The sequence below is a fragment of the Streptococcus gallinaceus genome (genome assembly GCF_024170225.1).
Classification (GTDB): domain Bacteria; phylum Bacillota; class Bacilli; order Lactobacillales; family Streptococcaceae; genus Streptococcus; species Streptococcus gallinaceus.
Window position 1 is genome coordinate 181319 of the sequence record NZ_JALJXU010000004.1, and the last position, 25651, is coordinate 206969.

Here is a 25651-nt window from a genome sequence, read left to right on the forward strand (position 1 = left end):
CTACAGTATATGATAGCGTTTTCAGAAGTTGATTGACTGAATAGGAAGAGGGAAATAATGGAAAAAAATTGGTGGAAGGGTAAGGTTGCTTACCAGATTTATCCTAAAAGTTTCAATGACAGTAACCACGATGGTATTGGGGACTTGCGTGGGATTACGGAGAAATTAGATTATTTACAAGATTTGGGGATTGATATTTTATGGCTATCGCCTGTTTACAAGAGTTCTTTTATTGATCAGGGATATGATATTGCAGATTATTATGTCATTGACCCGATTTTTGGGATCATGGAAGATATGGATGAGCTGATTGCAGAGGCGAAAAATCGGGGAATTTCCATCATCATGGACTTGGTCATCAATCATTGCTCTGACCAGCATGAGTGGTTTCAAAAAGCCTTGGCAGATCCAGATGGGGAATATGCGGACTATTTCTACTTTGTTGAGGGGAAAGATGGTGCGGCACCAAGTAACTGGCGGAGTTATTTTGGTGGAAGTGTCTAGGAGCCTGTACCCAATACTACGAAATACTACCTGCATTCCTTTCATAAGGCGCAGCCTGATTTGAACTGGAAAAATCCTCTTGTGCGTCAGAAATTATTTGACATGATTAACTGGTGGTTGGAAAAGGGGATTGCAGGTTTTCGGATTGATGCTATTATCAATATTAAAAAAGATTTGAGCTGGACATCTCTTCCAGCAGATGGGGAAGATGGTTTGGTAGCTGTTCAAGCTTCGCTAGAGAATGCTCAACCCATTGAGCCATTTTTGCGTGAGTTGAAAGAGACTTGCTTTGATCCTCACAATGCTTTCACAGTTGGTGAGGTCTTTAATGAGACGGAGGAGGAACTGCATTTCTTTATCGGGGAAGATGGGATGTTTTCGTCTATCTTTGACTTTAAGCAGGCTATTTTGGGGCAAAAGGGCAATGGCTGGCATGATTTTGTAGAGCCTAGTGCAGAAGAAATCAAGAGAAGTATTTTTGATGCGCATAAGCGTGCAGATGAAATTGGTGTCTTATCTACTATTATTGAAAATCATGATGAATCGCGTGGGGTATCTCATTTTATCCCTAAGGCAGACTTGTCGGACCAAAGTAAGAAAGCCTTGGCGACCATTCAGTTGTTGCGGAAAGGGATTCCGTTTATTTACCAAGGACAAGAGATTGGTATGGAAAATCAAGTCTTTACACGCCTAGAGGACTTTGATGATATTAGCACTCTCAATGAATATCATGTTGCCTTGGAATACGGTGTCTCAGCTGAAGCAGCACTGCAGGCCGCGGGGAAATATAGCCGAGATAATGCCCGTACTCCCATGCAATGGACCGATGAAGAGTGTTTAGGATTTTCGACGATCAAGCCTTGGTTGATAAGTCCCTATCCTAATACGGCTATCAACGTTGCAGATCAGGAAAAGGAAGCGAAGTCAGTACTTGGCTATTATCGGGCTTTGACGGCGCTTTATCGTCATCCTGTCTACGGAGAAACCATTCGTTCGGGAGCCTTCCGACCACTTTATGAAGAGGTGAAAAATGTTATCGCCTATGAGCGTTCCGGGGAAGAAATTATTCAAGTAGTGGTCAATTTTCAGCCGGAAGCAACTTTGCTGACTCTATCAGCGGTTCCTAAAGAGATTATTTTGCAAAATAGTCACGAGGTCGATTTACAGGAAAATGTAGTGCACTTGCAGCCTTACCAAGCAGTGGTAGTTGCCCTATAGTTGGAGAAAGAGTCTGGTTTTCAGGCTCTTTTTCAAGTCCATAAAATCCCTTAAATTATGCTATAATGGAGATATGTTAGAAATTTTTGATACCCACACCCACCTGAATGTGGAAAATTTTAAAGGAATAGAACAAGAAGAAATTAACCTTGCGCGTGAGCTTGGTGTGACCAAGATGAATGTGGTCGGTTTTGATCAAGAAACGATTGAGCGTAGTCTAAAGTTGTCAGATCAATTTCCTGAGGTTTATAGTACGATTGGTTGGCATCCAACTGAAGCGGGCTCTTACACTCAAGAGATTGAAGGCATGATTGTCAAGAATCTGCCTAATCCCAAGGTTATCGCACTTGGTGAAATTGGCCTGGACTATCACTGGATGGAAGACCCAAAAGAAGTTCAATTTGAAGTTTTCAAACGTCAAATTCAGTTGTCTAAAGACCACGACCTACCTTTCGTTGTTCACACCCGTGATGCCCTTGAAGATACCTACCAAATCATCAAAGAAGCAGGTGTCGGACCACGAGGTGGTATCATGCATTCCTTCTCTGGAAGTCTGGCTGACGCACAGAAATTTGTTGACCTGGGCATGATGATTTCTTTTTCTGGTGTTGTAACCTTCAAAAAAGCACTGGATATCCAAGAAGCAGCGCAGCATTTGCCACTGGATAAAATTTTGGTTGAGACGGACGCACCATATCTTGCGCCGGTACCAAAACGTGGTCGCGAGAACAAAACAGCCTACACTCGCTATGTGGTGGAGAAAATCGCAGAGTTGCGAGGCATGACTGTGGAAGAAGTAGCTGACGCGACTTATCGAAATGCTATGAGGATGTTTAATCTTGACTGAGAAAATTAAAATACAAGAAGTGGTGGTCGTCGAGGGAAAAGACGACACTGCCAATTTGCGTCGCTTCTATGATGTGGACACCTACGAAACCCGTGGCTCTGCCATCACAGACGAAGACCTAGAGCGCATCGAAAAACTCAATGACCTGCGCGGTGTCATCGTATTTACTGACCCAGACTACAATGGTGAGCGGATTCGGAAAATGATTATGCAAGCTGTTCCGACCGCAAAACACGCCTTTCTCAACCGAGGCGAAGCAGTCCCAAAATCAAAAACAAAGGGGCGCTCACTCGGTATCGAACATGCCAGCTTTGAAGACCTGCAAAAAGCTCTCTCGTCAGTCATGGGGCACTACGATGATCAGAATAATTTTGACATTAGCCGAGCAGACCTTATTCGTTTTGGCTTGCTCATGGGAGCAGATAGTCGCAAACGCCGTGAATATCTAGGGGAAGAGCTCCGTATCGGTTATTGCAATGGCAAGCAACTTCTTAAACGCTTGGAATTGTTTGGGGTGACCTTGGCTGAGTTGGAAGCTGTGATGGGGAGATACTCTTTTTAAGCTATTAGTGGAGAATTGCAGTATTTGACTGGGGTTTTGAATTTGATGAAGTGAGCAGTCATTGACACCATAAAGAAGGAAAAGGAGTTGGGTGAAAAGCCTAGCTCCTAAATTTATGTTAGATTGAATAACCAGACGCAGTGGTTGATTGGGACCTTTGTTAGTTTTTCGTGCTCCAAAGATAACCTAATCAACTGCGTGGGGGAAGAGAAACTCTTTATGCACCTGTTACGAGTTCTTTCCAAATGATTGAAAGATAAGTGATTGAGGAAAATCATCATGAAAAATGGGCTGAACAAACTGGTTGAGTTGGGATTTTCATACAGAATAGTTAAACTAAAGATAATACTAGGAAATTATTATATAAAATCAACTGAAAAACAAATAGTTGAGAAAAAGTATCAAAAAATTGATACAAAATCAGTAGAATAATCCAGTCTAACTCCCTTTCGGAAATATGGTATAATGGGGGAAAGTAATGGCGATAATTTTGATAAAAATAGTAAAAATTAGAGGGAGAATAGAGAAAGTATGGCGAACCGTAGCCTTTTGTATGTATTTGACAAGCAAAAGTACCAAACACTTTCAGAAAGTATTTATCAGATACCTGCTTTTTGGCAATGTTTGTGGAGTGAGAAAGAAATAAAGCATGGGATTTCTCATTGGAGAGATATTTTTAGTGAGGATTCTGAGTACATTGAGGAATATTTGTCGCAAAATATTAGCAGTTCGCATTCCTATTGAAGATAGTAAACGGTATGCAAAGAAAAATCGAAAATTTATTGAGAGCTGTTTTCCTGAAAGTTTAGCTCTCTATGATCAATTTATCTCCTTCGTTTTTGCAAATTGTCAGGGATACGAGTATGTTGGAGTTGATGTGACAGACATTTTGTTGATGGACGATGACTATACTGTTTTTTCTGATGAGATGCTTGGAAATCAAGAAGCATTTACTGAAAAAAAGTATCTAAGTTGAGGGATAATTTTTCTCTGGCTGATAGGGCAGATATTATCGGCTATCTAGACGGCTACAGTCCGTCAATATCGTTTGAAAGTCAAACAGGTTCTGTTATTCTAGAAGTGGATGGAGAAGAGGGAAATGTCGGGGAGTCTATTCAACCAAGTTTTTTTGAAAAATATAAATGGTATATTTTTGGAGGTGTTGTAGGGATAGTGGTAGTGTTAAGGAATATTTTAGGTGGAAATTAAATGAGAATTGCAGATTATAGCGTGACCCGCGCGGTGCTTGAGTGCCATGGGTTTACTTTTAAGAAATCGTTCGGTCAGAATTTTTTGACCGATACCAATATTTTGCAGAAGATTGTGGACACGGCAGCCATTGACAAGAGTGTCAATGTCATCGAGATTGGCCCGGGTATCGGTGCTTTGACGGAGTTTTTGGCAGAAAATGCTGCCGAGGTTATGGCTTTTGAAATCGACGACCGTCTTATTCCGATTTTGGCGGATACACTTCGTGACTTTGACAATGTCAAGGTTATCAATGAAGACATCCTCAAGTCAGATTTGCAGAGCCGTATCAAGGAGTTTGCTAATCCAGACCTGCCGATCAAGGTGGTGGCTAACCTTCCTTACTACATCACAACGCCGATTTTGATGCACTTGATTGAGAGCAAGATTCCTTTTCAAGAGTTTGTCGTCATGATGCAAAAAGAGGTGGCAGACCGCATTTCAGCAGAGCCAGATACCAAGGCCTACGGTAGTTTGTCCATCGCTGTCCAGTACTACATGACGGCTAAGGTTGCCTTTATCGTACCTCGTACGGTCTTTGTGCCCGCGCCAAACGTGGATTCGGCCATTTTGAAAATGGTTCGCCGCGAAGCACCCTTGGTAAGGGTGCAGGATGAAGATTTTCTATTTGATGTAGCAAAAGCTAGCTTCGTACACCGCCGTAAGACCTTATGGAACAACTTGACCAATCGTTTTGGCAAGTCTGACCAAGTTAAGGCACAATTGGAAGTGGCACTTGAAAAAGCAGGTCTGACACCAAGTGTGCGGGGAGAAGCGCTCTCAATTGAGGATTTTGGAGCACTAGCAGATGCTCTCAAGGAAGTTGGATTGTAGGATGGTGGATAAGCGGCAGCGTTTTGAAAATAGTGCGGTGTTTTTTGCCTGTCCTATTTGTCAAAATGTCCTTGAGAAAGTGGAAAATAGCCTAAAGTGCGCCAATAATCATACCTATGACCTGTCAAAATTTGGCTATGTGAACCTGCACGGTGGGAAAAAGGTAGATGACCATTACAGTAAGAAATCCTTTGAAAATCGTCAATTGATTTTGGACAAGGGTTTTTATGAGCCTGTCTTAAAGGCTGTTGAACGGGTGGTAGACCAGCATCCGCAGGTGCAGACTATATTAGACATCGGCTGTGGAGAAGGCTATTACTCGCGTCAGCTTTTGCAGGTTAGAGACAAAGAAATCTTGGCTTTTGATATTTCCAAAGATTCGGTCCAGATTGCGGCCAAGAGTGATAGGACACACCGTGGGAAATGGTTTGTATCGGATTTGGCTCATTTGCCCGTACAAGATGGCAAGATTGACCTTATTTTAGACATTTTTTCTCCAGCTAACTACGGTGAATTTCAGCGTGTGTTGGCAGAGGATGGCTTGATTCTAAAGGTCGTGCCAACTGCAGACCATGTCAAGGAGCTACGGGCGAAAGCCAACGACCAACTCCAGCAGAAGGAATATTCAAACCAGAAAATTATCGACCATTTTCAGGAATCCTTTGATATCCTTTTTCAAGAAGAAGTTTCGCAAACGACTGCTTGTTCGGCTGCAGAACGTCAGGCTTTCATCGAAATGACGCCCTTGTTGTTTCATGTTGACAGTAGCCAGATTGATTGGTCGGATGTGACAGAAATCACCGTCAGCGCGCTCGTATTGGTGGGAAAAGCTAAAAATAAATAAAAGACGCAATAGAGTATGCGTCTTTTTGTAGTTTTCTAAGGAAAGGACGGGATTTGAACCCGCGCGTGAATAAAATCCACTTGCCGGATTTCGAGTCCGGTGCCGTACCAGGCTGGGCCACCTTTCCAAAAAATAAAAAAATAATTTCAGAGATGAAATTAAGAAAAAATAGATTTGTGAGTTTCATTTTGATAATGAAGACCTAGCTCGCAAAAGATGCGGAGGAAGGGATTTGAACCCTCACACCCGTACGGGCACATGCGCCTGAAGCATGCGTGTCTGCCGTTCCACCACCTCCGCTGGAACTCTTTCATTATACGCTAAAAAACAAGATTTGGCTAGTAGCCAGACACAAATTTAGCTAAAAATTTGATATAATAGGGCTATTAGAGTGGTCAAAAGACCAAAGGAGAAAGATGCAAGGTAGAATTATCAAGGCACTTGCCGGATTTTATTATGTAGAATCAGACGGACAGGTGTATCAGACAAGAGCACGTGGAAATTTTAGAAAAAAAGGTCAGAAACCATACGTAGGGGACTTTGTGGAGTTTTCTGCGGAGGAGCAGTCAGAAGGCTATATTCTCAGTATTGAGGAGCGAAAAAACAGCTTGGTCCGACCTCCCATTGTCAATATTGATCAGGCAGTGGTCATCATGTCTGCCAAGGAGCCGGATTTTAATGCTAATCTCCTGGACCGTTTCTTGGTTTTACTGGAGCACAAGGACATTCATCCTATTGTCTACATTTCTAAAATGGACTTGTTGGATGACCTGTCTAGTATGAATCAGATTCGCAAGGATTACCAAGCCATTGGTTATGATTTTTGTTACTCGTTGGAGGAGTTATTGCCTCTCTTGACCGATAAGGTGACTGTCTTTATGGGGCAAACTGGGGTTGGAAAATCGACTCTTCTCAACAAGATAGCACCGGATTTGGCCTTGGGAACGGGAGAAATTTCCGAGAGTCTTGGTCGTGGTCGTCATACGACACGTGCGGTTAGTTTTTATACGGTCAATGGTGGGAAAATCGCTGATACTCCAGGCTTTTCGTCCTTGGACTACGAAGTGACAGAGGCAGAAATGTTGACGGATTGCTTCCCCGAAATCGCCGAGAGCAGTCAAGCATGCAAATTCCGTACTTGTACCCATACCCACGAGCCGTCTTGCGCTGTCAAACCAGCCGTTGAAGCTGGCAAGATTGCCCAAAGTCGCTACGATAATTATCTACAGTTTCTCAGCGAAATCCAAAATAAACGAGAAACCTATAAGAAAGTTTCTAAAAAACCATAGAAAGTTGGTCATCTATGTCACATTACAAAATCGCCCCATCCATCTTAGCAGCAGATTATGCAAACTTTGAAACAGAGCTCAAACGCTTGGAAGAAACAGGTGTCGAGTATGTTCATATTGATATTATGGATGGTCATTTTGTGCCAAATATTAGCTTTGGTGCAGATGTCGTCGCCGCTATGCGTCCCCACAGCAAGCTTGTTTTTGACTGTCATCTCATGGTGTCTAATCCAGAAAATCATATTGACAGTTTTGCGCGTGCAGGGGCGGATATCATGACCATTCATGCAGAAGCGACGGTCCATATCCACGGTAGTCTACAAAAAATTAAGGCTGCTGGTATGAAAGCCGGTGTCGTTATCAATCCGGGAACGCCTTTGGCTGCGATTGAGCATGTTTTGAACTTGGTAGACCAAGTCTTGATTATGACTGTGAATCCAGGTTTTGGTGGTCAGGCTTATATCCCAGAGATGGCAGATAAGATTGCAGCTTTGGTTCAGATGCGCCAAGAAAAAGGTCTCAGCTTTGATATTGAAGTGGATGGTGGGATTGATGACAAGACTATTGCTTCAGCTAAGGAAGCTGGAGCCAATGTTTTTGTAGCGGGTTCTTATCTTTTCAAGAGAGATTTGCAAACGGGTGTGAATGCCTTGAGAGCAGTGCTCAATGATTAAGGTTGCGGTAGTTGCAGGCGGAGACTTGGATCTGGTGATGACAGGCTTTGATGTCTTTGTCGGCGTAGATGCAGGTTCTCTTTTCCTTCTGAAGCACAACTTACCACTTGATATGGCGGTTGGGGATTTTGACTCAGTTTCTGCAGAGGAGTTACAGTGGATTAAGGCGGAAGCCAAATCGTTGACACAAGCGCCAGCCGAAAAGGATGATACGGACTTGGAATTGGCTCTGAAGACGGTTTTTGAGCAGTATCCAGAGGCCCAAGTCAGTGTTTTGGGGGCTTTTGGTGGTCGTCTGGACCACATGATGTCCAATCTTTTTCTGGCTAGCGAGCCTAGTCTAGCTTCATTTATGCAGCAAATTAAGCTGCAAGATAGTCTCAATCTGGTACGTTTTTTCCCTCAAGGACGTCACTTGATTGAGCCAGTAAAGGGAATGACCTACGTCTCCTTTATGCCGTCGGATGGTAGCAGATTGACCATCGAGGGGGCGAAATACCCGCTTAATACCAGCAATTATTTTTTCAAAAAATGTTACAGTAGCAACGAATTTATAGATGAGGACTTAGTGATTGAGTTGGACTCGGGCTATGTTGTCGTCATTTATAGTAAGGACAGGAGTTAGTATGGAAGGAATCATCGTCTTACTTGTCATCTTGAACTTGATAGGGCTTGTTTTCCTCTATCTTCAGTTCAAGCAATTGCCGCATCAATTAGAAGAGGCGTCAGAAGACACAGCTGACCATTTGTCAGATCAGCTGACATTCCAGTTGGAGCGCCAGCAATTATTGCAAGAACAGGCCATTCATAAGGAAATGACAGAGCTGCGCAGAGAGCTTTTTCAGCATTTAACGGACATTCGTCAGGATATTCAGAAAAGTTTGCAACAAAATAGTGAAGTGACCGAACGCCGTCTCTTGGTGCTACAAGATTCCAATGAAAAACGTTTGGAAGAAATGCGTCAGACGGTGGAAGAAAAGTTAGAAAAGACTCTACAGACACGTTTGCAAGCCTCTTTTGAAACAGTCTCCAAGCAGTTGGAGTCTGTCAACCGTGGCTTGGGTGAGATGCAAAATGTCGCGCGCGATGTTACTACTTTAAATAAAGTCTTGTCCAATACCAAGACGCGTGGGATTATGGGCGAGTTGCAACTGGGGCAAATTATCGAGGATATTTTAACGCCCAGCCAGTACGAACGCGAATTTGCTACGGTAGCGGGCTCTAGCGAACGAGTTGAGTATGCTATTAAGCTTCCGGGGCAATCCCAGGACGAAACCGTCTATCTTCCCATTGACTCCAAGTTTCCGTTGGCGGATTATTACCGCTTGGAAGATGCTTACGAGGCGGGGAGCAAGGAAAAGATTGAGCTCCACCGGAAAAATCTCTTGGCCAGCGTCAAACGTTTTGCCAATGACATCAAGACCAAGTACCTCAATCCGCCTGAGACGACTAATTTTGGGATTCTCTTTTTACCGACGGAAGGGCTCTACTCGGAAGTTGTACGCAATCCTGAATTTTTCGACGACTTGCGTCGTAGTGAGCAAATTGTTGTGGCGGGGCCATCGACCTTGTCTGCCTTGCTTAACTCCTTGTCTGTCGGCTTCAAAACGCTCAATATTCAGCGCTCGGCAGATGATATCAGTAAGGTCTTGGGCAATGTCAAAACTGAATTTGGCAAGTTTGGTGGGATTTTGGTTAAGGCTCAAAAGCACCTCAACAATGCTAGCAGCAATCTAGATGAACTGCTGACACGTCGCACCAATGCCATTGAACGGACGCTTCGAAATATCGAATTATACGAGGATGAGACGACCCGCTCTCTGCTCAATATTCCAGAAATAAGTGAGAATGAAGATGAAAATTAACCAAATGAAAAAGGACGAATTCTTTGAAGGATTCTACCTGATTAAGTCGGCTGAATTGCGACAAACCAGAGCTGGGAAAGACTTTCTAGCTCTAACATTCCAAGATGATACGGGTGAAATTTCCGGAAATATCTGGGATGCACAACCGGGAAAAATAAAAGATTTTGTGGCTGGAGCAGTCGTTCATATGCAAGGGCGCCGCGAGGTCTACAACAATATGCCTCAGGTCAATCAAATCACGCTACGTTTGCCGAAAAATGGTGAGCCAAGTGACCCAGCTGATTTTAAGGAGAAACCACCAGTGGATGTCCAAGATACGCGTGAATACCTCAGTCAAACCATTTTCCGTATTGAAAATGCTGTTTGGCAACGAATTGTGCGTGCCCTATACAGCAAATACGACAAGGAGTTTTATTCTTATCCTGCGGCTAAGACAAACCACCATGCCTTTTATTCAGGCTTGTCTTTCCATACGGCAACCATGGTTCGCTTAGCGGATAAGATTGGGGATGTCTATCCACAGCTTAATAAGAGCCTTCTTTTTGCAGGAATCATGCTGCATGACTTGGCCAAGGTCATCGAGCTAACGGGTCCAGACAATACTGGCTATACCGTTCGAGGCAATCTAATTGGACATATTTCTCTGATTGACGAAGAGATTACCAAGGTGTTGATAGAGCTCAAAATTGACGATGCCAAGGAGGATGTAACTGTCTTGCGCCATGTCATCCTCAGCCACCATGGCTTACTCGAATACGGTAGCCCTGTTCGCCCACAAATCATGGAAGCGGAGATTATTCACATGATTGACAATATCGATGCGGAAATGATGATGATGATGACAGCTCTGGACAAGGTGGGACCGGGTGAAATGACCAATCGTATCTTCGCAATGGACAATCGTACCTTCTATAAACCGAATATTGATTAAAAAACAACGAAAAAGGATGATTTTTTTAAATAAAAAGTTCGCCTTTTTTCTTTTTTATGGTATAATAATTGGAAAAAACAAAAAGGAAGTTTTATGAAATTAAGAAGAAGTGAACGGATGGTTGTAATTTCAAATTACCTCATCAACCACCCTTACCAGTTGACCAGTTTGAATCTTTTTGCTGACAAGTACGAGTCTGCTAAGTCTTCCATTTCAGAAGATATTGCCATCATCAAAAAAGCTTTTGAAGAAAGCTCGATTGGGAATATTGAAACCATCACAGGTGCTAGCGGTGGCGTGGTTTTCACACCGTCTATGTCTAAGGAAGAGGCGCTTGAGATTGCAGAGGGGCTGCGTAATCGTATGGCTGAAAGTAGCCGTATCTTGCCTGGCGGTTACATCTATTCTTCAGACTTTTTGTCTACGCCTATTACCTTGAAAAATATTGGTCGCATCATTGCAGAAAGCTTTAAGGACCAGCAGATTGACGCTGTTATGACCGTAGCGACAAAAGGAGTTCCTTTGGCAAATGCTGTAGCCAATGTCCTCAATGTACCATTTGTCATTGTGCGTCGTGACTTGAAAATCACAGAAGGCTCAACCGTTTCTGTCAATTACGTGTCAGGTTCCAGCGACCGCATTGAAAAAATGTTCTTGTCAAAACGGAGTTTACCAGCTGGAAGCCGTGTATTGATTGTCGATGACTTCTTGAAAAATGGGGGTACCATCAACGGGATGATCAGCCTTTTGAAAGAATTTGATAGTAGTCTAGCCGGAGTTGCTGTTTTTGCTGAAAATCAAAACGGTGACCGTAATGTTGCCAATTACAAATCCTTGCTGGCAGTAACGGACATCAACGTGAAAGAAAATAAAGTCAGTGTTGAGTTGGGAAATATCTTTGATGATATGAAATAAAAAGACGAACCAAGCGGTTCGTCTTTTTTATTTCTTTAGATTTTTCTCAAAACTATCTGAATGTGCGGTGACGGAAATGGTTTCTAGCGTCAATGGGTGCACCAAGCTTAGTTTTTGAGCGTGAAGCATCAGTCGACTTCCATTTTGTGGATGATAGAGTGGGTCGCCAATGATGGGGTGTCCGTGGTGAGAAAGATGGACGCGGATTTGATGTGTTCGACCGGTTTCGAGTCTGCATTGGACAAGGCTGTTGCGTCCAATTTTTTCTAGTACTTGGACGTGGGTTGTTGCCCTTTGTCCTTGGCGCGGGTCAACCACTCGTTTTCTCCTATCGTGGCGATGGCGCCCAATCTTATCGCGATAAGTCACTTTTTCGGATTCAAAACTTCCTTGGCAGAGAGCCAGATACTGTCGGCTTATTTTTTTGTCTTCCAAGAGGCGGTTGAGAATGGGAAGGATAAATGGATTTTTTGCGAAAAGAACAGCGCCGCTTGTTTCCATATCGAGCCGATGAACCACATAACAAGTCTGGCCGACAAAGGCGGAAACGTGGTTGAGTAGGGCAATTTCCGTTGGTTCATTGCCATGAGTTTTCATGCCCTCGGGTTTATTGACGATAATAAGGTGTTGGTCCTGATAAAGGCAATCCACTAAGTCAGCGTCGCCGAAAGGGATAGATTTTTCAGGATAGTCTTCTTCGTCAAAGGTCAGTTCCAAAAGGTCACCAGCTGAAATCCTACTTTGCCAATTGATGGGCTGCCCGTTGACACGGACGTGTTTTTTTGTGCGCAAAAAGTGACGGATTTTCCGTGGAATGAGAAAGTAGTCTTCTAAGACTTCCTTGACCGTTGCTTGTGGAAAAGCTGGTGGGATGAGGATGGTGTATTTCATATTACAAGCTCGTAGAGTGTTTTGGTTGGATTTTTTCTGCGGGGTTGATAAAGTTCATCGCGTTGTTAACGGCTGTAGGAGCTTCACCTAAGCCAGTTGCGATGAGGTCAACTTTTCCTTCGTAGAAACAGCAATCTCCAATTGCATAGATACCTGGAAGAGAGGCTTCTTGTTTGCTATTGACAATAATGCGATTGCGTTGCAAGTCCAGGCCCCATTCTTTGAGGGTACCGACGGAGGACTTGAAGCCGTAGTTGACAAAGAGTTGGTCAAAAGGCAAAGTGAGTGTTTCATCACTTTTTCCTTTGTTAAACTCAATATGAGTAGCTCGTTTTCCCTCGCCGATAAGGGCTTTGGGAGTAAATGGTGTATAGATGTCAACGCTGGATTGCTTAAGGGCTTCTACACTATGCTCTAAAGCTCGGAAATTATCGCGACGATGAACGATGCTCGTTTTATTGGCGATTGGTTCGAAGGCCAAAGACCAGTCCACAGCAGAGTCTCCACCGCCTAAAATGACTAAGTCTTGGTCGGAATACTGCTGCAGATTAGAAACGTGGTAGCGGACATTTTCAAATTGGTCAGCATGTTCAATTTCAAGCGGACGTGGTTTGAAAGCTCCTCCACCCATTGCAACGATAACGGTTTTGGTTTGGTGGCTACCTTTGCTTGTATCAAGAGTGATAGTTTCGCCGTGATGAATAGCTGTTACAGTTTCATTGAGGCAGATAGTTGTGTCAAAGCTTTCCAGTTGTTCCAAGAGGCGTTCGGTCAATTCTTGACCAGTGATGCGGTGATAGGCAGGGATATCCAAAATCACTTTTTCAGGATAGAGGATGGCAGGTTGCCCGCCTAATTGTGGCAAGGAATCAATGATTTTGACCTTGGCTTGACGTAAATGAGCGTAGAAAGCGGCAAAAAGTCCGACAGGACCGCCGCCAATAATCGTAATATCAAAAGTTTCAGACATAATGTTCCCTTTCAAAACAGAATACATCCATTTTATCATAATTCTAGGGGATTGACTTGGGAAAATCCGCTGGAACACCGAGCCCAGTAAATTTTCCTAAGAAAGAATAGAATGTAGTATAATGAACTAAATAGATAAGAAAGAGGAATGTCATGCAAGAAGATAGAAATCTATATGATGATGAATTTTCGCAAGAAGGCGAGCGACTCAGTCGCCGCAGCCGTCGCGGAGAGCTAGCTGATCACCCAAAGAAAAAGTCAAAGATTCCAGAACCTATTCGTCGTTTTTGGCGTCGCTATCAACTGACTAAGATTTTTTTGATTGTCATCGGAGTTGTGGTCTTGACTGTTGGGGGTTATTTATTCTACTTGGCAAAAACTGCGAATGTGGGAGATTTGCAGGCTGCGCTGAAGGCGCGTACGGTCATTTATGATAAAGATGGAAAAGAGGCTGGTACGCTTTCGGGTCAAAAGGGGACCTATGTGGAGCTAGATGCCATTTCAGATAATCTGGAACATGCCGTCATTGCTACAGAAGACCGCACTTTTTATAAAAATTCGGGAATTAACTACAAGCGGACTCTGTTGGCTCTTGTGACTTTGGGGCGCTCAGGTGGTGGGTCGACCATTACCCAGCAGTTGGCAAAAAATGCCTTCCTAACCCAAGAACAAACAGTGAGCCGTAAGGCCAAGGAATATTTTTTAGCGCTGGAAATCAATAAAAAGTACAGTAAAAATGAAATCCTCACCATGTATCTCAACAACGCTTATTTTGGGAATGGTGTCTGGGGTGTAGAAGATGCCAGTAAGAAATACTTTGGCATCAGCGCTGCAGATTTATCCATCGAACAATCAGCTGTTATCGCGGGGATGCTAAAAGGTCCGGAGATTTACAATCCCTATTATTCGCTTGAAAATGCAACCAATCGCCGCAATACGGTGCTGGGCGTGATGAAGGAAGCAGGTTATATCGATGATGCAACCTTGAAGGCAGAAAAAGCCGTAGACTTGTCTAGTCAGCTCCATGATGCCTATACAGGCAAGCAGGACGACTACAACTACCCATCTTATTTTGATGCGGTGGTGGCAGAAGCTATTGAAAAATACGGCTTCAAAGAAAGTGATATCATTAACAACGGCTACCGCATTTACACAGAGATGGACCAAAATTCTCAAGCCAGCGTGCAGTTGATTTACAATGATGAAAGTATGTTCCCAGCGTCACCTCATGATGGAGAAATTGCAGAGTCAGCTCATGTTGCTTTGGATCCTAAAACTGGCGGTGTTCGTGCTCTGGTTGGCCGTGTCAATAGTTCTGAAAATGCAACCTTTCGTAGTTTTAACTTTGTAACCCAATCTGCACGTAGTCCAGGATCGACCATTAAGCCATTAGTAGCCTATGCACCAGCCGTTTCTGCTGGATGGGCCATTGATAAGGCTCTGGATAATCATACGGAGACCTATGGCAATTACACCCTCCACAACTACGATTACAACACATCGGAAACCATCCCCATGTACCAAGCCCTAGCCCTGTCCTACAACCTTCCAGCAGCTTCGATTGTCCATCAACTGGGAGTAGATACAGCCTTTGAGTACGGTAGTAAGTTTGGTCTCAATATGGACAAGGTTGACCGTGTTCTAGGAGTTTCAATCGGTAGCGGTGTTTCAACGAATCCATTGCAGATGGCTCAGGCTTATTCAACCTTTGCAAATGGTGGCGTGATGAAAGATGCCCATCTGATTACAAAAATTGAATCAGCAAGTGGACAAGTGTTGGCACAGCACAAATCAACCAGCAAGCGCGTGATTGACAAATCCGTCGCGGACAAGATGACTTCGATGATGCTAGGGACTTACACAAATGGTACAGGTGCCAATGCAGATGTTTATGGCTACAATCTTGCTGGGAAAACAGGGACAACGGAGACCAGTTTCAATGCAGACTTGATTAATGACCAATGGATTATCGCCTACACACCTGATTTGGTCATGACCCAGTGGGTCGGTTTTGAAAAAACAGATGAGCACCATTATATTGACGGCAGCAATTCGTGGATGGCGCCAGTCGTCTTTCAGACGGTGGCGGGTGCAATCTTGCCAAATACGGCTGGAACTAGCTTTAATGTAGAAAATGCCTATGTTGCTAACGGAATTGTAGCGACGACACCAGATACAGGCCACAAGAGCAAGGTAGATATTGATGCCAATATCAAAGATATTTCAGATAAGGCAAAAAATCTGTTAGAGCAAACCAAAAAGGGATTAGAGGATGCTAATCTGCCAGGACGTGCAAAAACACTCTGGGATACAGTAACCTCTTGGTTTAACTAGTTGTCAAATGGATAAAAAAATGGTAAAATAGTTGGGATGGAGGGCTCTATGGCATTAAAAAAAGCAAGCCTAGCGTGTACCATTTGCGGTTCTAGAAACTACTCAATTAAGCTTTCTAGCACTCCAAAACCAACACGATTAGAAGTAAATAAATATTGTAAACATTGTGGTCAGTATACGGTCCACAAAGAAACCAGATAGGAGAATGACGTGAAATTTTTGAAAGATACGATTCAAATTCTTAAAGACACGACTTGGCCGACGAAAAAGCAAGGATGGACAGACTTTGTTTCTGTTTTGCAATACTCAGCTTTCTTTGTGATCATCATCTACCTTTTTGACTTAGTATTGTCAAAAGGTTTGATTGCCATGCTTAATCTTTTCTAGTAAATACTTGCGTGGGCATTCTTGCCATGATATAATGAAGACAGCGAAAGCCTTCGGGCTTTTTTCTTATGAAAAAATTAAAAAATTCCTAAAAACGAAAGGAAGCAAATTATGTTAGATTCTTTTGATAAGGGCTGGTTTGTCCTTCAAACTTACTCTGGTTATGAAAATAAAGTCAAGGAGAACCTTCTTCAACGTGCCCACACTTATGACATGTTGGACAATATCTTGCGCGTAGAAATTCCCACTCAGACTGTCCAAGTTGAGAAAAATGGCGAGAAAAAAGAAGTAGAAGAAAACCGTTTCCCAGGTTATGTCTTGGTTGAGATGGTCATGACAGACGAAGCTTGGTTTGTTGTACGTAACACACCAAACGTTACAGGTTTCGTTGGGTCACACGGAAACCGTTCAAAACCAACTCCGCTTTTGGAAGAAGAAATCCGTCAAATCCTCGTATCAATGGGACAAACTGTTCAGGAATTTGATATTAAGGTACAAGTTGGTGATACTGTTCGTATCATCGACGGAGCCTTTTCTGGATATGAAGGCAAGATTTCTGAGATTGATAACAACAAGGTGAAAATGATTATCTCTATGTTTGGTAACGATACTGTAGCAGAAGTTAGCCTAAACCAAATCGCAGAATTGTAAGAAAAACCAGTCCTTTGGACTGGTTTTTTGAATGTGGAGTGCAGTATACTTGCCGATAAAACAAAAAAGCCCGAAACATCGAACTTTTCTTTAGACACATAAAGGCGGTAGACGGATTTGAACCGACGATCAAGCTTTTGCAGAGCCGTGCCTTACCACTTGGCTATACCGCCATAACAGAAACTATTCTACCGTAAAATAGATTTTTGGTCAAGTGGAAAAATTGCTAGCGAATGAAAATATTGGTATTTGGGCTGAAAATGGTTGATTTCACTTGATAAATGGAGCAAAATCTGTTATACTGATGAGGTTGTGTATGCAACAAATACTCATCCTGAATCCATTGTGGGGCTGTTGCCCTTGTGGTTGCTCTGCAAGCTGACGTTTGGGAGAGGAGAAAAAACAAAAGGAGAAATACTCATGGCAGTAATTTCAATGAAACAACTTCTTGAGGCTGGTGTACACTTCGGTCACCAGACTCGTCGCTGGAACCCTAAGATGGCTAAATACATCTTCACAGAACGTAACGGTATCCACGTTATCGACTTGCAACAAACTGTAAAATTGGCTGACCAAGCTTACGAATTCGTTCGTGATGCAGCAGCAAACGACGCTGTTATCTTGTTCGTTGGTACTAAAAAACAAGCTGCAGAAGCAGTTAAAGACGAAGCTATCCGTGCTGGTCAATACTTCATCAACCACCGTTGGTTGGGTGGAACTCTTACAAACTGGGGTACAATCCAAAAACGTATCGCTCGTTTGAAAGAAATCAACCGTATGGAAGAAGAAGGAACTTTTGAAGTTCTTCCTAAGAAAGAAGTTGCACTTCTTAACAAACAACGCGCTCGTCTTGAAAAATTCTTGGGCGGTATCGCAGATATGCCACGTATTCCAGACGTAATGTTTGTTGTTGACCCACATAAAGAACAAATCGCTGTTAAAGAAGCTAAAAAATTGGGTATCCCAGTTGTAGCGATGGTCGATACAAACACTGACCCAGATGATATTGATGTAATCATCCCAGCAAACGACGACGCTATCCGCGCTGTTAAATTGATCACAGCTAAAATGGCTGACGCTATCATCGAAGGTAACCAAGGTGAAGACAGCGTTGCAGCAGTAGAAGCTGAATTGGCTGCTGAACCAGCATCAACTGAATCAATCGAAGAATTGGTTGAAGTTGTTGAAGGTAAATAATCAGTACGTTTGAGTACAGTTCAACATAAGTAAATAAACATTAAAACGGGGCAGATGCAGACCGCTCTGTCTCGTTTTATTATTCATCAATAAAAAATAATAGGAGAATAGACATGGCAGAAATCACAGCTAAACTTGTTAAAGAATTGCGTGAAAAATCAGGTGCTGGCGTTATGGACGCTAAAAAAGCATTGGTAGAAACTGACGGTGATATCGAAAAAGCAATCGAATTACTTCGTGAAAAAGGTATGGCTAAGGCTGCTAAAAAAGCAGACCGCGTTGCTGCTGAAGGTTTGACAGGTGTTTACGTTAACGGTAACGTTGCAGCAGTTATCGAAGTGAATGCAGAAACTGACTTTGTTGCGAAAAACGACCAATTCGTTACTTTGGTAAACGAAACAGCTAAAGTTATCGCAGAAGGCAAACCTGCTAACAACGAAGAAGCACTTGCTTTGACAATGCCTTCAGGTGAAACATTGGAACAAGCATTTGTATCAGCAACTGCTACAATCGGAGAAAAAATCTCATTCCGTCGTTTTGCATTGGTTGAAAAAACGGATGAGCAACACTTCGGTGCTTACCAACACAACGGTGGTCGTATCGGTGTTATCACTGTTATCGAAGGTGGCGACGATGCGCTTGCTAAACAAGTTTCAATGCACGTTGCAGCCATGAAACCACAAGTTCTTTCATACACTGAATTGGACCCACAATTTGTGAAAGACGAATTGGCTCAATTGAACCACGTCATCGATCAAGATAACGAAAGCCGTGCAATGGTTGATAAACCAGCTCTTCCACACCTTCAATACGGTTCAAAAGCTCAATTGTCTGACGAAGTAATTGCTGCTGCTGAAGAAGCTATCAAAGCTGAATTGGCTGCTGAAGGCAAACCAGAAAAAATCTGGGACAAAATCCTTCCAGGTAAAATGGACCGCTTCATGCTTGACAACACTAAAGTTGACCAAGCTTACACACTTCTTGCACAAGTGTACATCATGGATGACAGCAAGACAGTTGAAGCTTACCTTGAGTCAGTAAATGCTAAAGCCGTAACATTCGCTCGTTTCGAAGTTGGTGATGGTATTGAAAAAGCTTCAAATGACTTTGAAGCAGAAGTTGCAGCTACAATGGCGGCAGCTCTTGGTAAATAAGAAATTTACATTTATGCAGGAAAAGGCTGACGCAAGTCGTCAGCCTTTTCTATTGTTTAGGAATGATGAGGAATGATGAAAAAACAAAATTATTTGAGTGCAGCCTTGCTCTCTATCTCTTTCTTTTTGATGTCGCATTTGGTGATTGCGCCGGCTACTCCAAAGCTTTATACTTTTTATCATGCTAGTAATCCCCAAATTAGTCTAGCTTCTGTGGAAACATTGGTGACGATTCCAGCGATGACCATCACGATTGTGGTGATTTTGAGCAACTTGATTGTGACGAAATTAGGCAAGAAAAATACAGTAGAACTGGGTCTCGTCTTAATCTTGCTTTCGGGAATTCTATCCTTTTCGAGCCAGCAATTTCAGTTGGTCCTCATTAGTCGTCTCTTGTTGGGAGTAGGGATTGGTCTCTACAATTCTCTGTCAATCAGCTTGATTAGTGACTATTTTGATGGGGAAAAACGGGCGAGCATGATTGGCCTACGTACAGCTGTGTTGAATGTGGGCAAAACGGTTACGACCTTTTTAGTTGGCTTGGCCTTGTTGGTCGGAGTGCGCTATATTTTCTTGGTTTATCTATTGGCTCTGCCAGTCTTGTTTGTTTTCCACAAACTTGTGGATGAAATTCCTTCTGCAGGGGAAAGTGTGGAAAAGTCAGTCGTATTTGATAAGGGAGTAATCCTCTGGATGTTGATAACTTTCTTTATTGGGCTTGCCTATATTGGCGCGACAGTGAAGATTCCGAGCCTTCTTGTGACTTGCTATGGCTACAGTGAATTAGCCTCAAGTCAGATGTTGACCGTGTTGGCATTTTCAGGAATTATCTTGGGAGTTTTCTTCGGGAAATTGGCCAAAGCTTTGCAGGAAGCAACTTTGCCAGTTATGTTGGTAGCGATGGGTGTGGGAAATCTGCTGTTTACTTTCGGCGATCACCTGATTGTCTTCTACATTGCTTCTATCTTGATTGGCGCGAGTTTTGTGGGTGGCATGTCAGCAATCTTTAATGCGATTGCTAAACAATATAAACCAAAACAAATCAATTTTATCACTAGTATGGCACTTACTGCTGGAAATGTCGGGGTTATCTTGACACCTTTAGTATTGACAAAAGCCTTGGCGGCCTTGGCTCTGGATGTATACGTCCTTCCATTTTTTGTAACTGCTGGGATGATGGTATTGGCCTTGGTCTGTTACCGTTTGGCAAGAAAATAAAAGAAGCTGGAATTTTTATTCCAGCTTCTTATTTTTTTATAGGCTTGTAAAAGTGCGGATGTCATCGATGGTCATGCTAGAATCGCAGCGAACTCGGACACCGTCTGGAGTGGCAAAAAGAAAGCCTGGAACGGTCACAACTTGGTATTGGTTGCGCAGGTCAGCAATTTCTGCTGCGGAATAGTCAGGGCTTTGGCTGTGGAGGAAGTAGATGGTTTGCTTGTCTTCAGCTGCAAATTGAGCCAATGTTTTGCAGAAACGTCGGCAATATTGGCAGGTTTCACGCCCGATAAAGAGGATGCTACCGTCCTTTTTTTGCAATAATTCTTTAGCTTCTGCAGGAGTAACAGTTGTAAATTGCTGGACTTGTTCTAAAAATTCTTGTGGTGTAAACATAATTTCTCCTTTTTGTTTTAGTATATGAAAAAGACGGTGATTTTTCAAGTAAGGGATAGCAAAAGTGGTCTTTGCTTTCCAAATAGGGCTATTTTCGATATAATAAAAGAATAGTCAAAGTTAGTCAGTATGGAAAGGAAGAGTTGGCCATGAAGAATACATCGGATTATATTGAAGAACACATCAAGGCCATTTTAGAGACAGCGAGTGTTGCAGAACTCAAACGAAGTGAGTTGGCCAGTCGTTTTGAGGTGGTACCAAGCCAGATCAACTATGTGATTAAAACACGGTTTACAGCCAGTCGAGGCTATATCGTTGAGAGTAAGCGCGGTGGAGGAGGCTATATTCGGATTGGTCGGGTGACTTTTTCGGATAAGCATGAGCTCATTCGCGATTTACAAAAAAATATGGGGATTAGCCTGTCTTGGGCAGTCTTTCAAGACCTGATGCAGCTCTTGTTTGATGAGGGATTGATTACAGAGAGAGAGGGAAATCTTTTCTTAGCGACTGCTGGAAATGAGGTGCTGGGAGAAGAGGCTTCCTATATTCGTGCTCGAATGATGCGTGAGATATTAAGTGCTATTGATAGGAAAGAGGACTAGAATGAAGTATTCGATTGGAGTGGAGCGTGCGCTTGAAGATGCGCAGATTATTGCACGTCGCTATGGAAGTGATTTTGTTGAGACATGGCATTTTTTGCTAGCCTTTGTAGTTAATCAAGATACCATTGCAGGGACAGTGTTGGCGGAATACCCTATTGATGGGAGTGATTTTGAAGATGCGGCCTACGTGATTACAGACCACCTTTACCAGGATCATATTGCCTTTGAAGGCATTTTGCCGCTTTCTAAGAAGTCAAAGGAAACCTTGGACTGGGCTGAAAAGATTGCAGATGTTGTCAAGGCAAGTCAGCTTGGGACAGAACATCTTTTTCTTGCCATGCTTTTGGACAAGCGTTCGGCTGCGGTGCTGATTTTAGATAGAGTTGGTTTTCATTTGGAGGACTCGGACGATAAGATTCGCTTGGTGGATTTGCGGAAGAATTTGGAAATCAAGGCTGGCTTCAGCAAGGATGATTTGAAGGCCATTCGCCAGTTGCTTCGTGGCAATCCTAGTCCACAGAATTCTGCTGCGGGAATGATGGGAATGCCCCAGGCTCAAAGTGGCGGTTTGGAAGATTACAGTCGTGATTTGACAGCCTTGGCTAAGGAAGGCAAGATGGAGCCTGTCATCGGACGTGACCAAGAGATTTCGCGGATGATCCAAATCTTGTCTCGGAAAACGAAAAATAACCCTGTCCTAGTTGGTGAAGCAGGTGTCGGTAAAACAGCTTTGGCGCTTGGTTTGGCGCAGCGAGTAGCAAGTGGCGATGTGCCCGCAAGCTTGGCTGGTATGCGGGTGCTGGAATTAGAATTGATGGCAGTGGTAGCTGGAACTCGTTTTCGTGGGGACTTTGAAGAGCGAATGAACAATATCATCAATGATATTGAAGAAGATGGTAAGGTTATTTTGTTCATCGATGAATTGCACACCATCATGGGGTCTGGTTCGGGGATTGACTCGACTCTGGACGCGGCCAATATTTTAAAACCGGCCTTATCTCGTGGAACCTTGCATATGGTTGGTGCGACAACGCAGGATGAGTACCAAAAGCACATTGAAAAAGATGCGGCTCTCTCGCGTCGATTTGCCAAAGTAACGGTAGAAGAGCCGAGCGTGGAAGATAGCATTGCTATTTTGCGTGGCTTGAAGCAATCGTATGAGAAACACCATAAGGTGGAAATTACAGATGAAGCCATTGTAACGGCTGTAAAATTTGCCAAACGGTATTTGACGGGGAAAAATCTTCCAGACTCTGCGATTGACCTCTTGGATGAAGCAAGTGCCACCGTCCAAAATAGTCGGAAAGTAGCGGTGGAAGATGCCAGTATGTCAGCTGCTGACCGTGCCTTACTAGCTGGTAAGTACAAGACGGTCGCAAGCCTTCTAGTCAAAGAGTTAGAAGATGAGCAGCCATCTAGCCATTACAATCTTCAAGTGACAGAAGATCATGTCTTAGTGACCCTGAGCCGCCTTTCAGGTATTCCTGTTACGAAGTTGAGTAAAACAGATGCCAGGAAATACCTTAATCTTGAAAAAGAACTGCACCAACGTGTGATTGGGCAAGACAAAGCTATTTCAGCCATTAGCCGTGCTATCCGTCGAAACCAATCTGGTATCCGTACAGGAAAACGCCCAATTGGTTCCTTCCTGTTCTTGGGGCCAACTGGGGTTGGGAAGACCGAGTTAGCCAAGGCATTGGCAGAAGTGCTCTTTGATGATGAGTCCTCGCTTATCCGCTTTGACATGTCAGAATACATGGAAAAATTTGCGGCATCTCGTCTTAACGGTGCGCCTCCAGGCTATGTTGGATATGATGAGGGCGGTGAGTTGACTGAAAAAGTGCGGAATAAACCGTATGCGGTTCTCTTGTTTGATGAGGTGGAAAAAGCGCATCCGGATATCTTCAATGTCCTCTTGCAAGTCTTGGATGATGGGGTCTTGACGGACAATAAGGGACGTAAGGTTGATTTTTCAAATACCATTATTATCATGACATCAAATCTAGGCGCGACAGCCTTGCGAGATGATAAGACGGTTGGTTTTGGGGCGACGGATCTGTCTCACAATCAAGCCCATGTGGAAAAACGAATTTTTGAAGAATTGAAAAAAGCATATCGTCCAGAATTTATCAACCGGATTGATGAGAAAGTTGTTTTTCACAGCCTGTCAGACAAGGATATGGAAGAAGTTGTCAAAGTCATGGTTAAACCACTTTATGCTGTGACAGCTGAGAAAGGGATTGACCTCAAATTCCAACCATCTGCACTGAAATTGCTGGCTAAAGAGGGCTACGACCCTGAGATGGGAGCCCGTCCTTTGCGTAGATTGATTCAGAACAAGGTGGAAGACCAGCTGGCAGAAATGTTGCTACGCGAGGAAGTCAAGTCGGGTCAGACACTCAAGATTGGTGTGAAGGCTGGACAGCTTAAGTTTGACATTGTGGAGAACTAGATGTTAGAATTGATTAAAATCGGGCCAGATGAGGTGGTGTCCTTACAGGAAGTCTGCCGAGAAACTTACTATGATACATTTGGAGCGGTTAATCGGGAAGAGGATATTCAAGCCTACATGGATGATGTTTATAGCAGAGATGTATTGGTCGCTGAGTTGGAAAATCCAGAGTCAGAAGTGTACTTTTTGAAGGATGAGATGGGGATAGCCGGCTATCTCAAGCTCAATACGGGAGCTGCCCAGACAGAATATGTCGCGGACAATACCTTGGAAATTCAGCGGATTTATGTGCGTGCCAATAGAAAACGTCGTGGCTATGGTAGTCGACTAATGGCATTTTCTTTGGAGCGAGCACGTGAAAAGGAATGCCAGTCCGTCTGGTTAGGTGTCTGGGAACACAATCAATCTGCTCTTGCATTTTACAAAAGTCATGGATTCCGCCATGTCGGTGAGCATCATTTTCAGATGGGAGACACGGTGGATACGGATTATATCTATCTGAAGGATTTGTAAGCAGAGATTGGACGAAAGTCCAGTCTCTTTTATGTGCCAAATAATTGGCAAAGGCGCGTCATTTCTGTAAAATAGAGGGAGTAAGTTTAAAAGGGAAGACTATGAAAAAACAAGTTGCAGTAATTTTTGGGACTTTTGCACCCATGCATAAGGGACACATTGACCTCATTCAGCGCGCTAAGCGAGAATGTAGCCGTGCCATTGTGATCGTTTCTGGTTATGGAAATGACCGTGGCCACAAGATTGGATTGGGTTTGCAGAAGCGCTTCCGCTATATCCGTGAGACCTTTAATGATGAGTCTTCGGTGACGGTGCTGATGCTGGATGAGACTGGAATGCCTCCTTATCCAAAAGGCTGGACTCCCTGGCTGAATGCTTTGACAGCGATGACGGACATCGCTGATGACGAAGAGTTGTATTTCTATGTTTCAGAAAAAAATTATGCTGAGGAACTCGAAAGCCGTGGCTTTAAGGCACATTTTACAGAGCGAAATTTTGGAATTTCAGCGACCTTGATTCGAGAAAATCCAATCAAGTATTGGAATGAGATTGCGAGACCTTTTCGACGCCATTTCTCAAAAAATGCCTTGATTGTTGGCTCGGCCTCTAATGGGAAAACGACTTTGGCACGTGATTTGGGGCGGTATTATTCTAGTCCGGTGTCGCTTGAGTACTCGCGCTATTACCAGCAGCGCTACAATGTCCGCGATGATGAGTTGACAGGCAAGGACTACAATTATCTCTTGACGGGGCAGTACCGTCAAACGGCAGACCTGATTGACTCAGATAGCAATCAAGGGCTGGTTATTGCTGATACCAACTCGACAGTGACTCAGGCTTACTACGATTACTATATCGGTAAGACGTCGACCTCTTTTCACTCGCTTTGTGCAGATACTGCCAAGAGTGAGAAATGGGCTTTGATTCTCTTTGTATTGCCAACGGGGTCTTATGTGGATGATGGATTCCGTGATATGTCCATGGCCGATGAGTCGATTCGTCAAGCATTTACTGAGCTCTTGAAAGAATTGGTGATGCGCAATCATCCGCAGGTGCCTCTGCATTTCTTAGATGGAAGCTATGCTGAAAATTATCAAACAGCCATTGAGTTGATTGATGCCATTTATCAAGGAGACTAGTAAGCAGGTTCATCCTG

General features: G+C 43.4%; 27 protein-coding genes, 3 tRNA genes and 1 pseudogene. 25 read left to right on the top strand and 6 right to left on the bottom strand.

The features are described from left to right. Positions 1-57 precede the first annotated feature (57 nt). The 8 genes and pseudogenes from J2T50_RS06320 (at position 58) to J2T50_RS06355 (ending at position 6057) form a co-directional block, all read left to right on the top strand. Positions 58-1722: pseudogene (locus tag J2T50_RS06320) on the top strand (glycoside hydrolase family 13 protein). Between the two features lie 73 nt (positions 1723-1795). After that, positions 1796-2569, top strand: a complete 774-nt coding sequence (locus tag J2T50_RS06325) for a TatD family hydrolase (protein WP_253364832.1) — start codon at positions 1796-1798, stop codon at positions 2567-2569. Further along, positions 2562-3131, top strand: coding sequence for a ribonuclease M5 (gene rnmV, locus J2T50_RS06330; RefSeq protein ID WP_253364837.1), 570 nt, complete (start codon positions 2562-2564; stop codon positions 3129-3131). The genes J2T50_RS06325 and rnmV overlap by 8 nt, the downstream gene beginning before the upstream one ends. A 279-nt stretch (positions 3132-3410) precedes the next feature. Continuing rightward, the gene (locus J2T50_RS06335) at positions 3411-3563 is read left to right on the top strand and encodes a hypothetical protein (RefSeq protein ID WP_253364845.1); all 153 of its coding nucleotides are present in this window, start codon (positions 3411-3413) and stop codon (positions 3561-3563) included. A 217-nt stretch (positions 3564-3780) separates the two neighbouring features. Further along, positions 3781-4107 (top strand): hypothetical protein, encoded by a 327-nt coding sequence (locus J2T50_RS06340; protein ID WP_253364847.1) that lies wholly within the window; start codon positions 3781-3783, stop codon positions 4105-4107. Next, positions 4104-4340, top strand: coding sequence for a hypothetical protein (locus J2T50_RS06345; protein ID WP_253364849.1), 237 nt, complete (start codon positions 4104-4106; stop codon positions 4338-4340). Before J2T50_RS06340 ends, J2T50_RS06345 begins: the two co-directional genes overlap by 4 nt. Continuing rightward, complete coding sequence (rsmA, locus tag J2T50_RS06350; RefSeq protein ID WP_253364857.1) at positions 4341-5213, top strand: 16S rRNA (adenine(1518)-N(6)/adenine(1519)-N(6))-dimethyltransferase RsmA; 873 nt, start codon at positions 4341-4343, stop codon at positions 5211-5213. It abuts the gene before it with no gap. Position 5214: 1 nt separating this feature from the next. After that, positions 5215-6057, top strand: a complete 843-nt coding sequence (locus J2T50_RS06355; protein WP_253364860.1) for a methyltransferase domain-containing protein — start codon at positions 5215-5217, stop codon at positions 6055-6057. A gap of 38 nt (positions 6058-6095) precedes the next feature. Here the strand turns inward: J2T50_RS06355 and J2T50_RS06360 are convergent. Both J2T50_RS06360 and J2T50_RS06365 read right to left on the bottom strand, forming a co-directional pair. Continuing rightward, positions 6096-6184: transfer RNA gene (locus tag J2T50_RS06360), tRNA-Ser, on the bottom strand. A 90-nt stretch (positions 6185-6274) separates the two neighbouring features. Next, positions 6275-6357: transfer RNA gene (locus J2T50_RS06365), tRNA-Leu, on the bottom strand. Positions 6358-6473: 116 nt separating this feature from the next. On the opposite strand from J2T50_RS06365, the gene rsgA reads away from it, so the two are divergent. The 6 genes from rsgA (at position 6474) to purR (ending at position 11731) form a co-directional block, all read left to right on the top strand. Next, positions 6474-7346: a ribosome small subunit-dependent GTPase A gene (gene rsgA, locus J2T50_RS06370; RefSeq protein WP_253364862.1), complete on the top strand. Its 873-nt coding sequence runs from the start codon at positions 6474-6476 to the stop codon at positions 7344-7346. 14 nt (positions 7347-7360) lie between these two features. Continuing rightward, on the top strand, positions 7361-8020 hold the full coding sequence (gene rpe / locus J2T50_RS06375) for a ribulose-phosphate 3-epimerase (RefSeq protein ID WP_253364864.1): 660 nt from the start codon (positions 7361-7363) through the stop codon (positions 8018-8020). Beyond that, positions 8013-8645 carry a thiamine diphosphokinase gene (locus tag J2T50_RS06380; RefSeq protein ID WP_253364866.1) on the top strand — a complete coding sequence of 211 codons (633 nt, stop codon included), beginning with the start codon at positions 8013-8015 and terminating at the stop codon, positions 8643-8645. The genes rpe and J2T50_RS06380 overlap by 8 nt, the downstream gene beginning before the upstream one ends. Position 8646: 1 nt before the next feature. Next, a complete protein-coding gene (locus J2T50_RS06385) occupies positions 8647-9885 on the top strand; it encodes a DNA recombination protein RmuC (RefSeq protein WP_253364868.1) in 1239 nt (412 codons plus the stop codon). Beyond that, complete coding sequence (locus tag J2T50_RS06390; protein WP_253365002.1) at positions 9875-10816, top strand: 3'-5' exoribonuclease YhaM family protein; 942 nt, start codon at positions 9875-9877, stop codon at positions 10814-10816. The genes J2T50_RS06385 and J2T50_RS06390 overlap by 11 nt, the downstream gene beginning before the upstream one ends. 93 nt (positions 10817-10909) lie before the next feature. Then, the gene (gene purR, locus J2T50_RS06395; RefSeq protein WP_253364869.1) at positions 10910-11731 is read left to right on the top strand and encodes a pur operon repressor; all 822 of its coding nucleotides are present in this window, start codon (positions 10910-10912) and stop codon (positions 11729-11731) included. Positions 11732-11758: 27 nt separating this feature from the next. Here purR and J2T50_RS06400 read toward each other — a convergent pair whose 3' ends face one another. Both J2T50_RS06400 and J2T50_RS06405 read right to left on the bottom strand, forming a co-directional pair. Then, on the bottom strand, positions 11759-12622 hold the full coding sequence (locus tag J2T50_RS06400) for an RluA family pseudouridine synthase (protein WP_253364872.1): 864 nt from the start codon (positions 12620-12622) through the stop codon (positions 11759-11761). 1 nt (position 12623) lies between these two features. Further along, complete coding sequence (locus tag J2T50_RS06405; RefSeq protein ID WP_253364874.1) at positions 12624-13592, bottom strand: NAD(P)/FAD-dependent oxidoreductase; 969 nt, start codon at positions 13590-13592, stop codon at positions 12624-12626. Between the two features lie 152 nt (positions 13593-13744). Here J2T50_RS06405 and pbp2a point away from each other — a divergent pair, with 152 nt between their 5' ends. The 4 genes from pbp2a to nusG all read left to right on the top strand — a co-directional run bounded on the left by pbp2a (position 13745) and on the right by nusG (position 16963). Next, positions 13745-15925, top strand: a complete 2181-nt coding sequence (gene pbp2a, locus J2T50_RS06410; protein ID WP_253364877.1) for a penicillin-binding protein PBP2A — start codon at positions 13745-13747, stop codon at positions 15923-15925. Between the two features lie 48 nt (positions 15926-15973). After that, positions 15974-16126, top strand: coding sequence for a 50S ribosomal protein L33 (rpmG, locus tag J2T50_RS06415; RefSeq protein WP_253364879.1), 153 nt, complete (start codon positions 15974-15976; stop codon positions 16124-16126). 9 nt (positions 16127-16135) lie between these two features. Beyond that, positions 16136-16312, top strand: a complete 177-nt coding sequence (gene secE / locus J2T50_RS06420; RefSeq protein ID WP_253364881.1) for a preprotein translocase subunit SecE — start codon at positions 16136-16138, stop codon at positions 16310-16312. Positions 16313-16423: 111 nt separating this feature from the next. Then, entirely contained in the window at positions 16424-16963 is a 540-nt protein-coding gene (nusG, locus tag J2T50_RS06425) for a transcription termination/antitermination protein NusG (RefSeq protein ID WP_253364883.1), read from the top strand. 102 nt (positions 16964-17065) lie between these two features. Here nusG and J2T50_RS06430 read toward each other — a convergent pair. Further along, positions 17066-17136: transfer RNA gene (locus J2T50_RS06430), tRNA-Cys, on the bottom strand. Positions 17137-17383: 247 nt separating this feature from the next. On the opposite strand from J2T50_RS06430, the gene rpsB reads away from it, so the two are divergent. The 3 genes from rpsB to J2T50_RS06445 all read left to right on the top strand — a co-directional run bounded on the left by rpsB (position 17384) and on the right by J2T50_RS06445 (position 20532). Next, positions 17384-18160, top strand: coding sequence for a 30S ribosomal protein S2 (rpsB, locus tag J2T50_RS06435; RefSeq protein WP_253364885.1), 777 nt, complete (start codon positions 17384-17386; stop codon positions 18158-18160). Between the two features lie 113 nt (positions 18161-18273). After that, positions 18274-19314, top strand: coding sequence for a translation elongation factor Ts (tsf, locus tag J2T50_RS06440; protein ID WP_253364887.1), 1041 nt, complete (start codon positions 18274-18276; stop codon positions 19312-19314). 75 nt (positions 19315-19389) lie between these two features. Beyond that, positions 19390-20532 carry an MFS transporter gene (locus J2T50_RS06445; protein WP_253365004.1) on the top strand — a complete coding sequence of 381 codons (1143 nt, stop codon included), beginning with the start codon at positions 19390-19392 and terminating at the stop codon, positions 20530-20532. A 36-nt stretch (positions 20533-20568) separates the two neighbouring features. Here the strand turns inward: J2T50_RS06445 and J2T50_RS06450 are convergent, their stop codons facing one another. Beyond that, complete coding sequence (locus J2T50_RS06450) at positions 20569-20928, bottom strand: DUF6568 family protein (RefSeq protein WP_253364889.1); 360 nt, start codon at positions 20926-20928, stop codon at positions 20569-20571. A gap of 143 nt (positions 20929-21071) precedes the next feature. On the opposite strand from J2T50_RS06450, the gene J2T50_RS06455 reads away from it, so the two are divergent. From J2T50_RS06455 to J2T50_RS06470, 4 genes are all read left to right on the top strand, one after another. Then, positions 21072-21530, top strand: coding sequence for a CtsR family transcriptional regulator (locus tag J2T50_RS06455; RefSeq protein ID WP_253364891.1), 459 nt, complete (start codon positions 21072-21074; stop codon positions 21528-21530). Between the two features lies 1 nt (position 21531). Next, the gene (locus J2T50_RS06460) at positions 21532-23982 is read left to right on the top strand and encodes an ATP-dependent Clp protease ATP-binding subunit (protein ID WP_253364893.1); all 2451 of its coding nucleotides are present in this window, start codon (positions 21532-21534) and stop codon (positions 23980-23982) included. Further along, complete coding sequence (locus tag J2T50_RS06465) at positions 23983-24495, top strand: GNAT family N-acetyltransferase (RefSeq protein ID WP_253364894.1); 513 nt, start codon at positions 23983-23985, stop codon at positions 24493-24495. A gap of 101 nt (positions 24496-24596) precedes the next feature. After that, entirely contained in the window at positions 24597-25634 is a 1038-nt protein-coding gene (locus tag J2T50_RS06470) for an AAA family ATPase (protein ID WP_253364895.1), read from the top strand. Positions 25635-25651 lie beyond the last annotated feature (17 nt).

Excerpts from the sequence above, each read along its gene's own strand:
- rpsB (WP_253364885.1), top strand. The coding sequence starts at position 17,384 with ATGGCAGTAATTTCAATGAAACAACTTCTTGAGGCTGGTGTACACTTC.
- purR (WP_253364869.1), top strand. The coding sequence starts at position 10,910 with ATGAAATTAAGAAGAAGTGAACGGATGGTTGTAATTTCAAATTACCTC.
- J2T50_RS06450 (WP_253364889.1), bottom strand. The coding sequence starts at position 20,928 with ATGTTTACACCACAAGAATTTTTAGAACAAGTCCAGCAATTTACAACT.
- J2T50_RS06355 (WP_253364860.1), top strand. The coding sequence starts at position 5,215 with ATGGTGGATAAGCGGCAGCGTTTTGAAAATAGTGCGGTGTTTTTTGCC.
- J2T50_RS06385 (WP_253364868.1), top strand. The coding sequence starts at position 8,647 with ATGGAAGGAATCATCGTCTTACTTGTCATCTTGAACTTGATAGGGCTT.
- pbp2a (WP_253364877.1), top strand. The coding sequence starts at position 13,745 with ATGCAAGAAGATAGAAATCTATATGATGATGAATTTTCGCAAGAAGGC.
- J2T50_RS06400 (WP_253364872.1), bottom strand. The coding sequence starts at position 12,622 with ATGAAATACACCATCCTCATCCCACCAGCTTTTCCACAAGCAACGGTC.
- nusG (WP_253364883.1), top strand. The coding sequence starts at position 16,424 with ATGTTAGATTCTTTTGATAAGGGCTGGTTTGTCCTTCAAACTTACTCT.
- J2T50_RS06335 (WP_253364845.1), top strand. The coding sequence starts at position 3,411 with ATGAAAAATGGGCTGAACAAACTGGTTGAGTTGGGATTTTCATACAGA.
- J2T50_RS06390 (WP_253365002.1), top strand. The coding sequence starts at position 9,875 with ATGAAAATTAACCAAATGAAAAAGGACGAATTCTTTGAAGGATTCTAC.
- tsf (WP_253364887.1), top strand. The coding sequence starts at position 18,274 with ATGGCAGAAATCACAGCTAAACTTGTTAAAGAATTGCGTGAAAAATCA.
- J2T50_RS06325 (WP_253364832.1), top strand. The coding sequence starts at position 1,796 with ATGTTAGAAATTTTTGATACCCACACCCACCTGAATGTGGAAAATTTT.
- J2T50_RS06340 (WP_253364847.1), top strand. The coding sequence starts at position 3,781 with ATGGGATTTCTCATTGGAGAGATATTTTTAGTGAGGATTCTGAGTACA.
- rpe (WP_253364864.1), top strand. The coding sequence starts at position 7,361 with ATGTCACATTACAAAATCGCCCCATCCATCTTAGCAGCAGATTATGCA.
- rsmA (WP_253364857.1), top strand. The coding sequence starts at position 4,341 with ATGAGAATTGCAGATTATAGCGTGACCCGCGCGGTGCTTGAGTGCCAT.
- J2T50_RS06405 (WP_253364874.1), bottom strand. The coding sequence starts at position 13,592 with ATGTCTGAAACTTTTGATATTACGATTATTGGCGGCGGTCCTGTCGGA.
- J2T50_RS06460 (WP_253364893.1), top strand. The coding sequence starts at position 21,532 with ATGAAGTATTCGATTGGAGTGGAGCGTGCGCTTGAAGATGCGCAGATT.
- J2T50_RS06445 (WP_253365004.1), top strand. The coding sequence starts at position 19,390 with ATGAAAAAACAAAATTATTTGAGTGCAGCCTTGCTCTCTATCTCTTTC.
- rsgA (WP_253364862.1), top strand. The coding sequence starts at position 6,474 with ATGCAAGGTAGAATTATCAAGGCACTTGCCGGATTTTATTATGTAGAA.
- J2T50_RS06470 (WP_253364895.1), top strand. The coding sequence starts at position 24,597 with ATGAAAAAACAAGTTGCAGTAATTTTTGGGACTTTTGCACCCATGCAT.
- J2T50_RS06465 (WP_253364894.1), top strand. The coding sequence starts at position 23,983 with ATGTTAGAATTGATTAAAATCGGGCCAGATGAGGTGGTGTCCTTACAG.
- J2T50_RS06380 (WP_253364866.1), top strand. The coding sequence starts at position 8,013 with ATGATTAAGGTTGCGGTAGTTGCAGGCGGAGACTTGGATCTGGTGATG.
- rpmG (WP_253364879.1), top strand. The coding sequence starts at position 15,974 with ATGGCATTAAAAAAAGCAAGCCTAGCGTGTACCATTTGCGGTTCTAGA.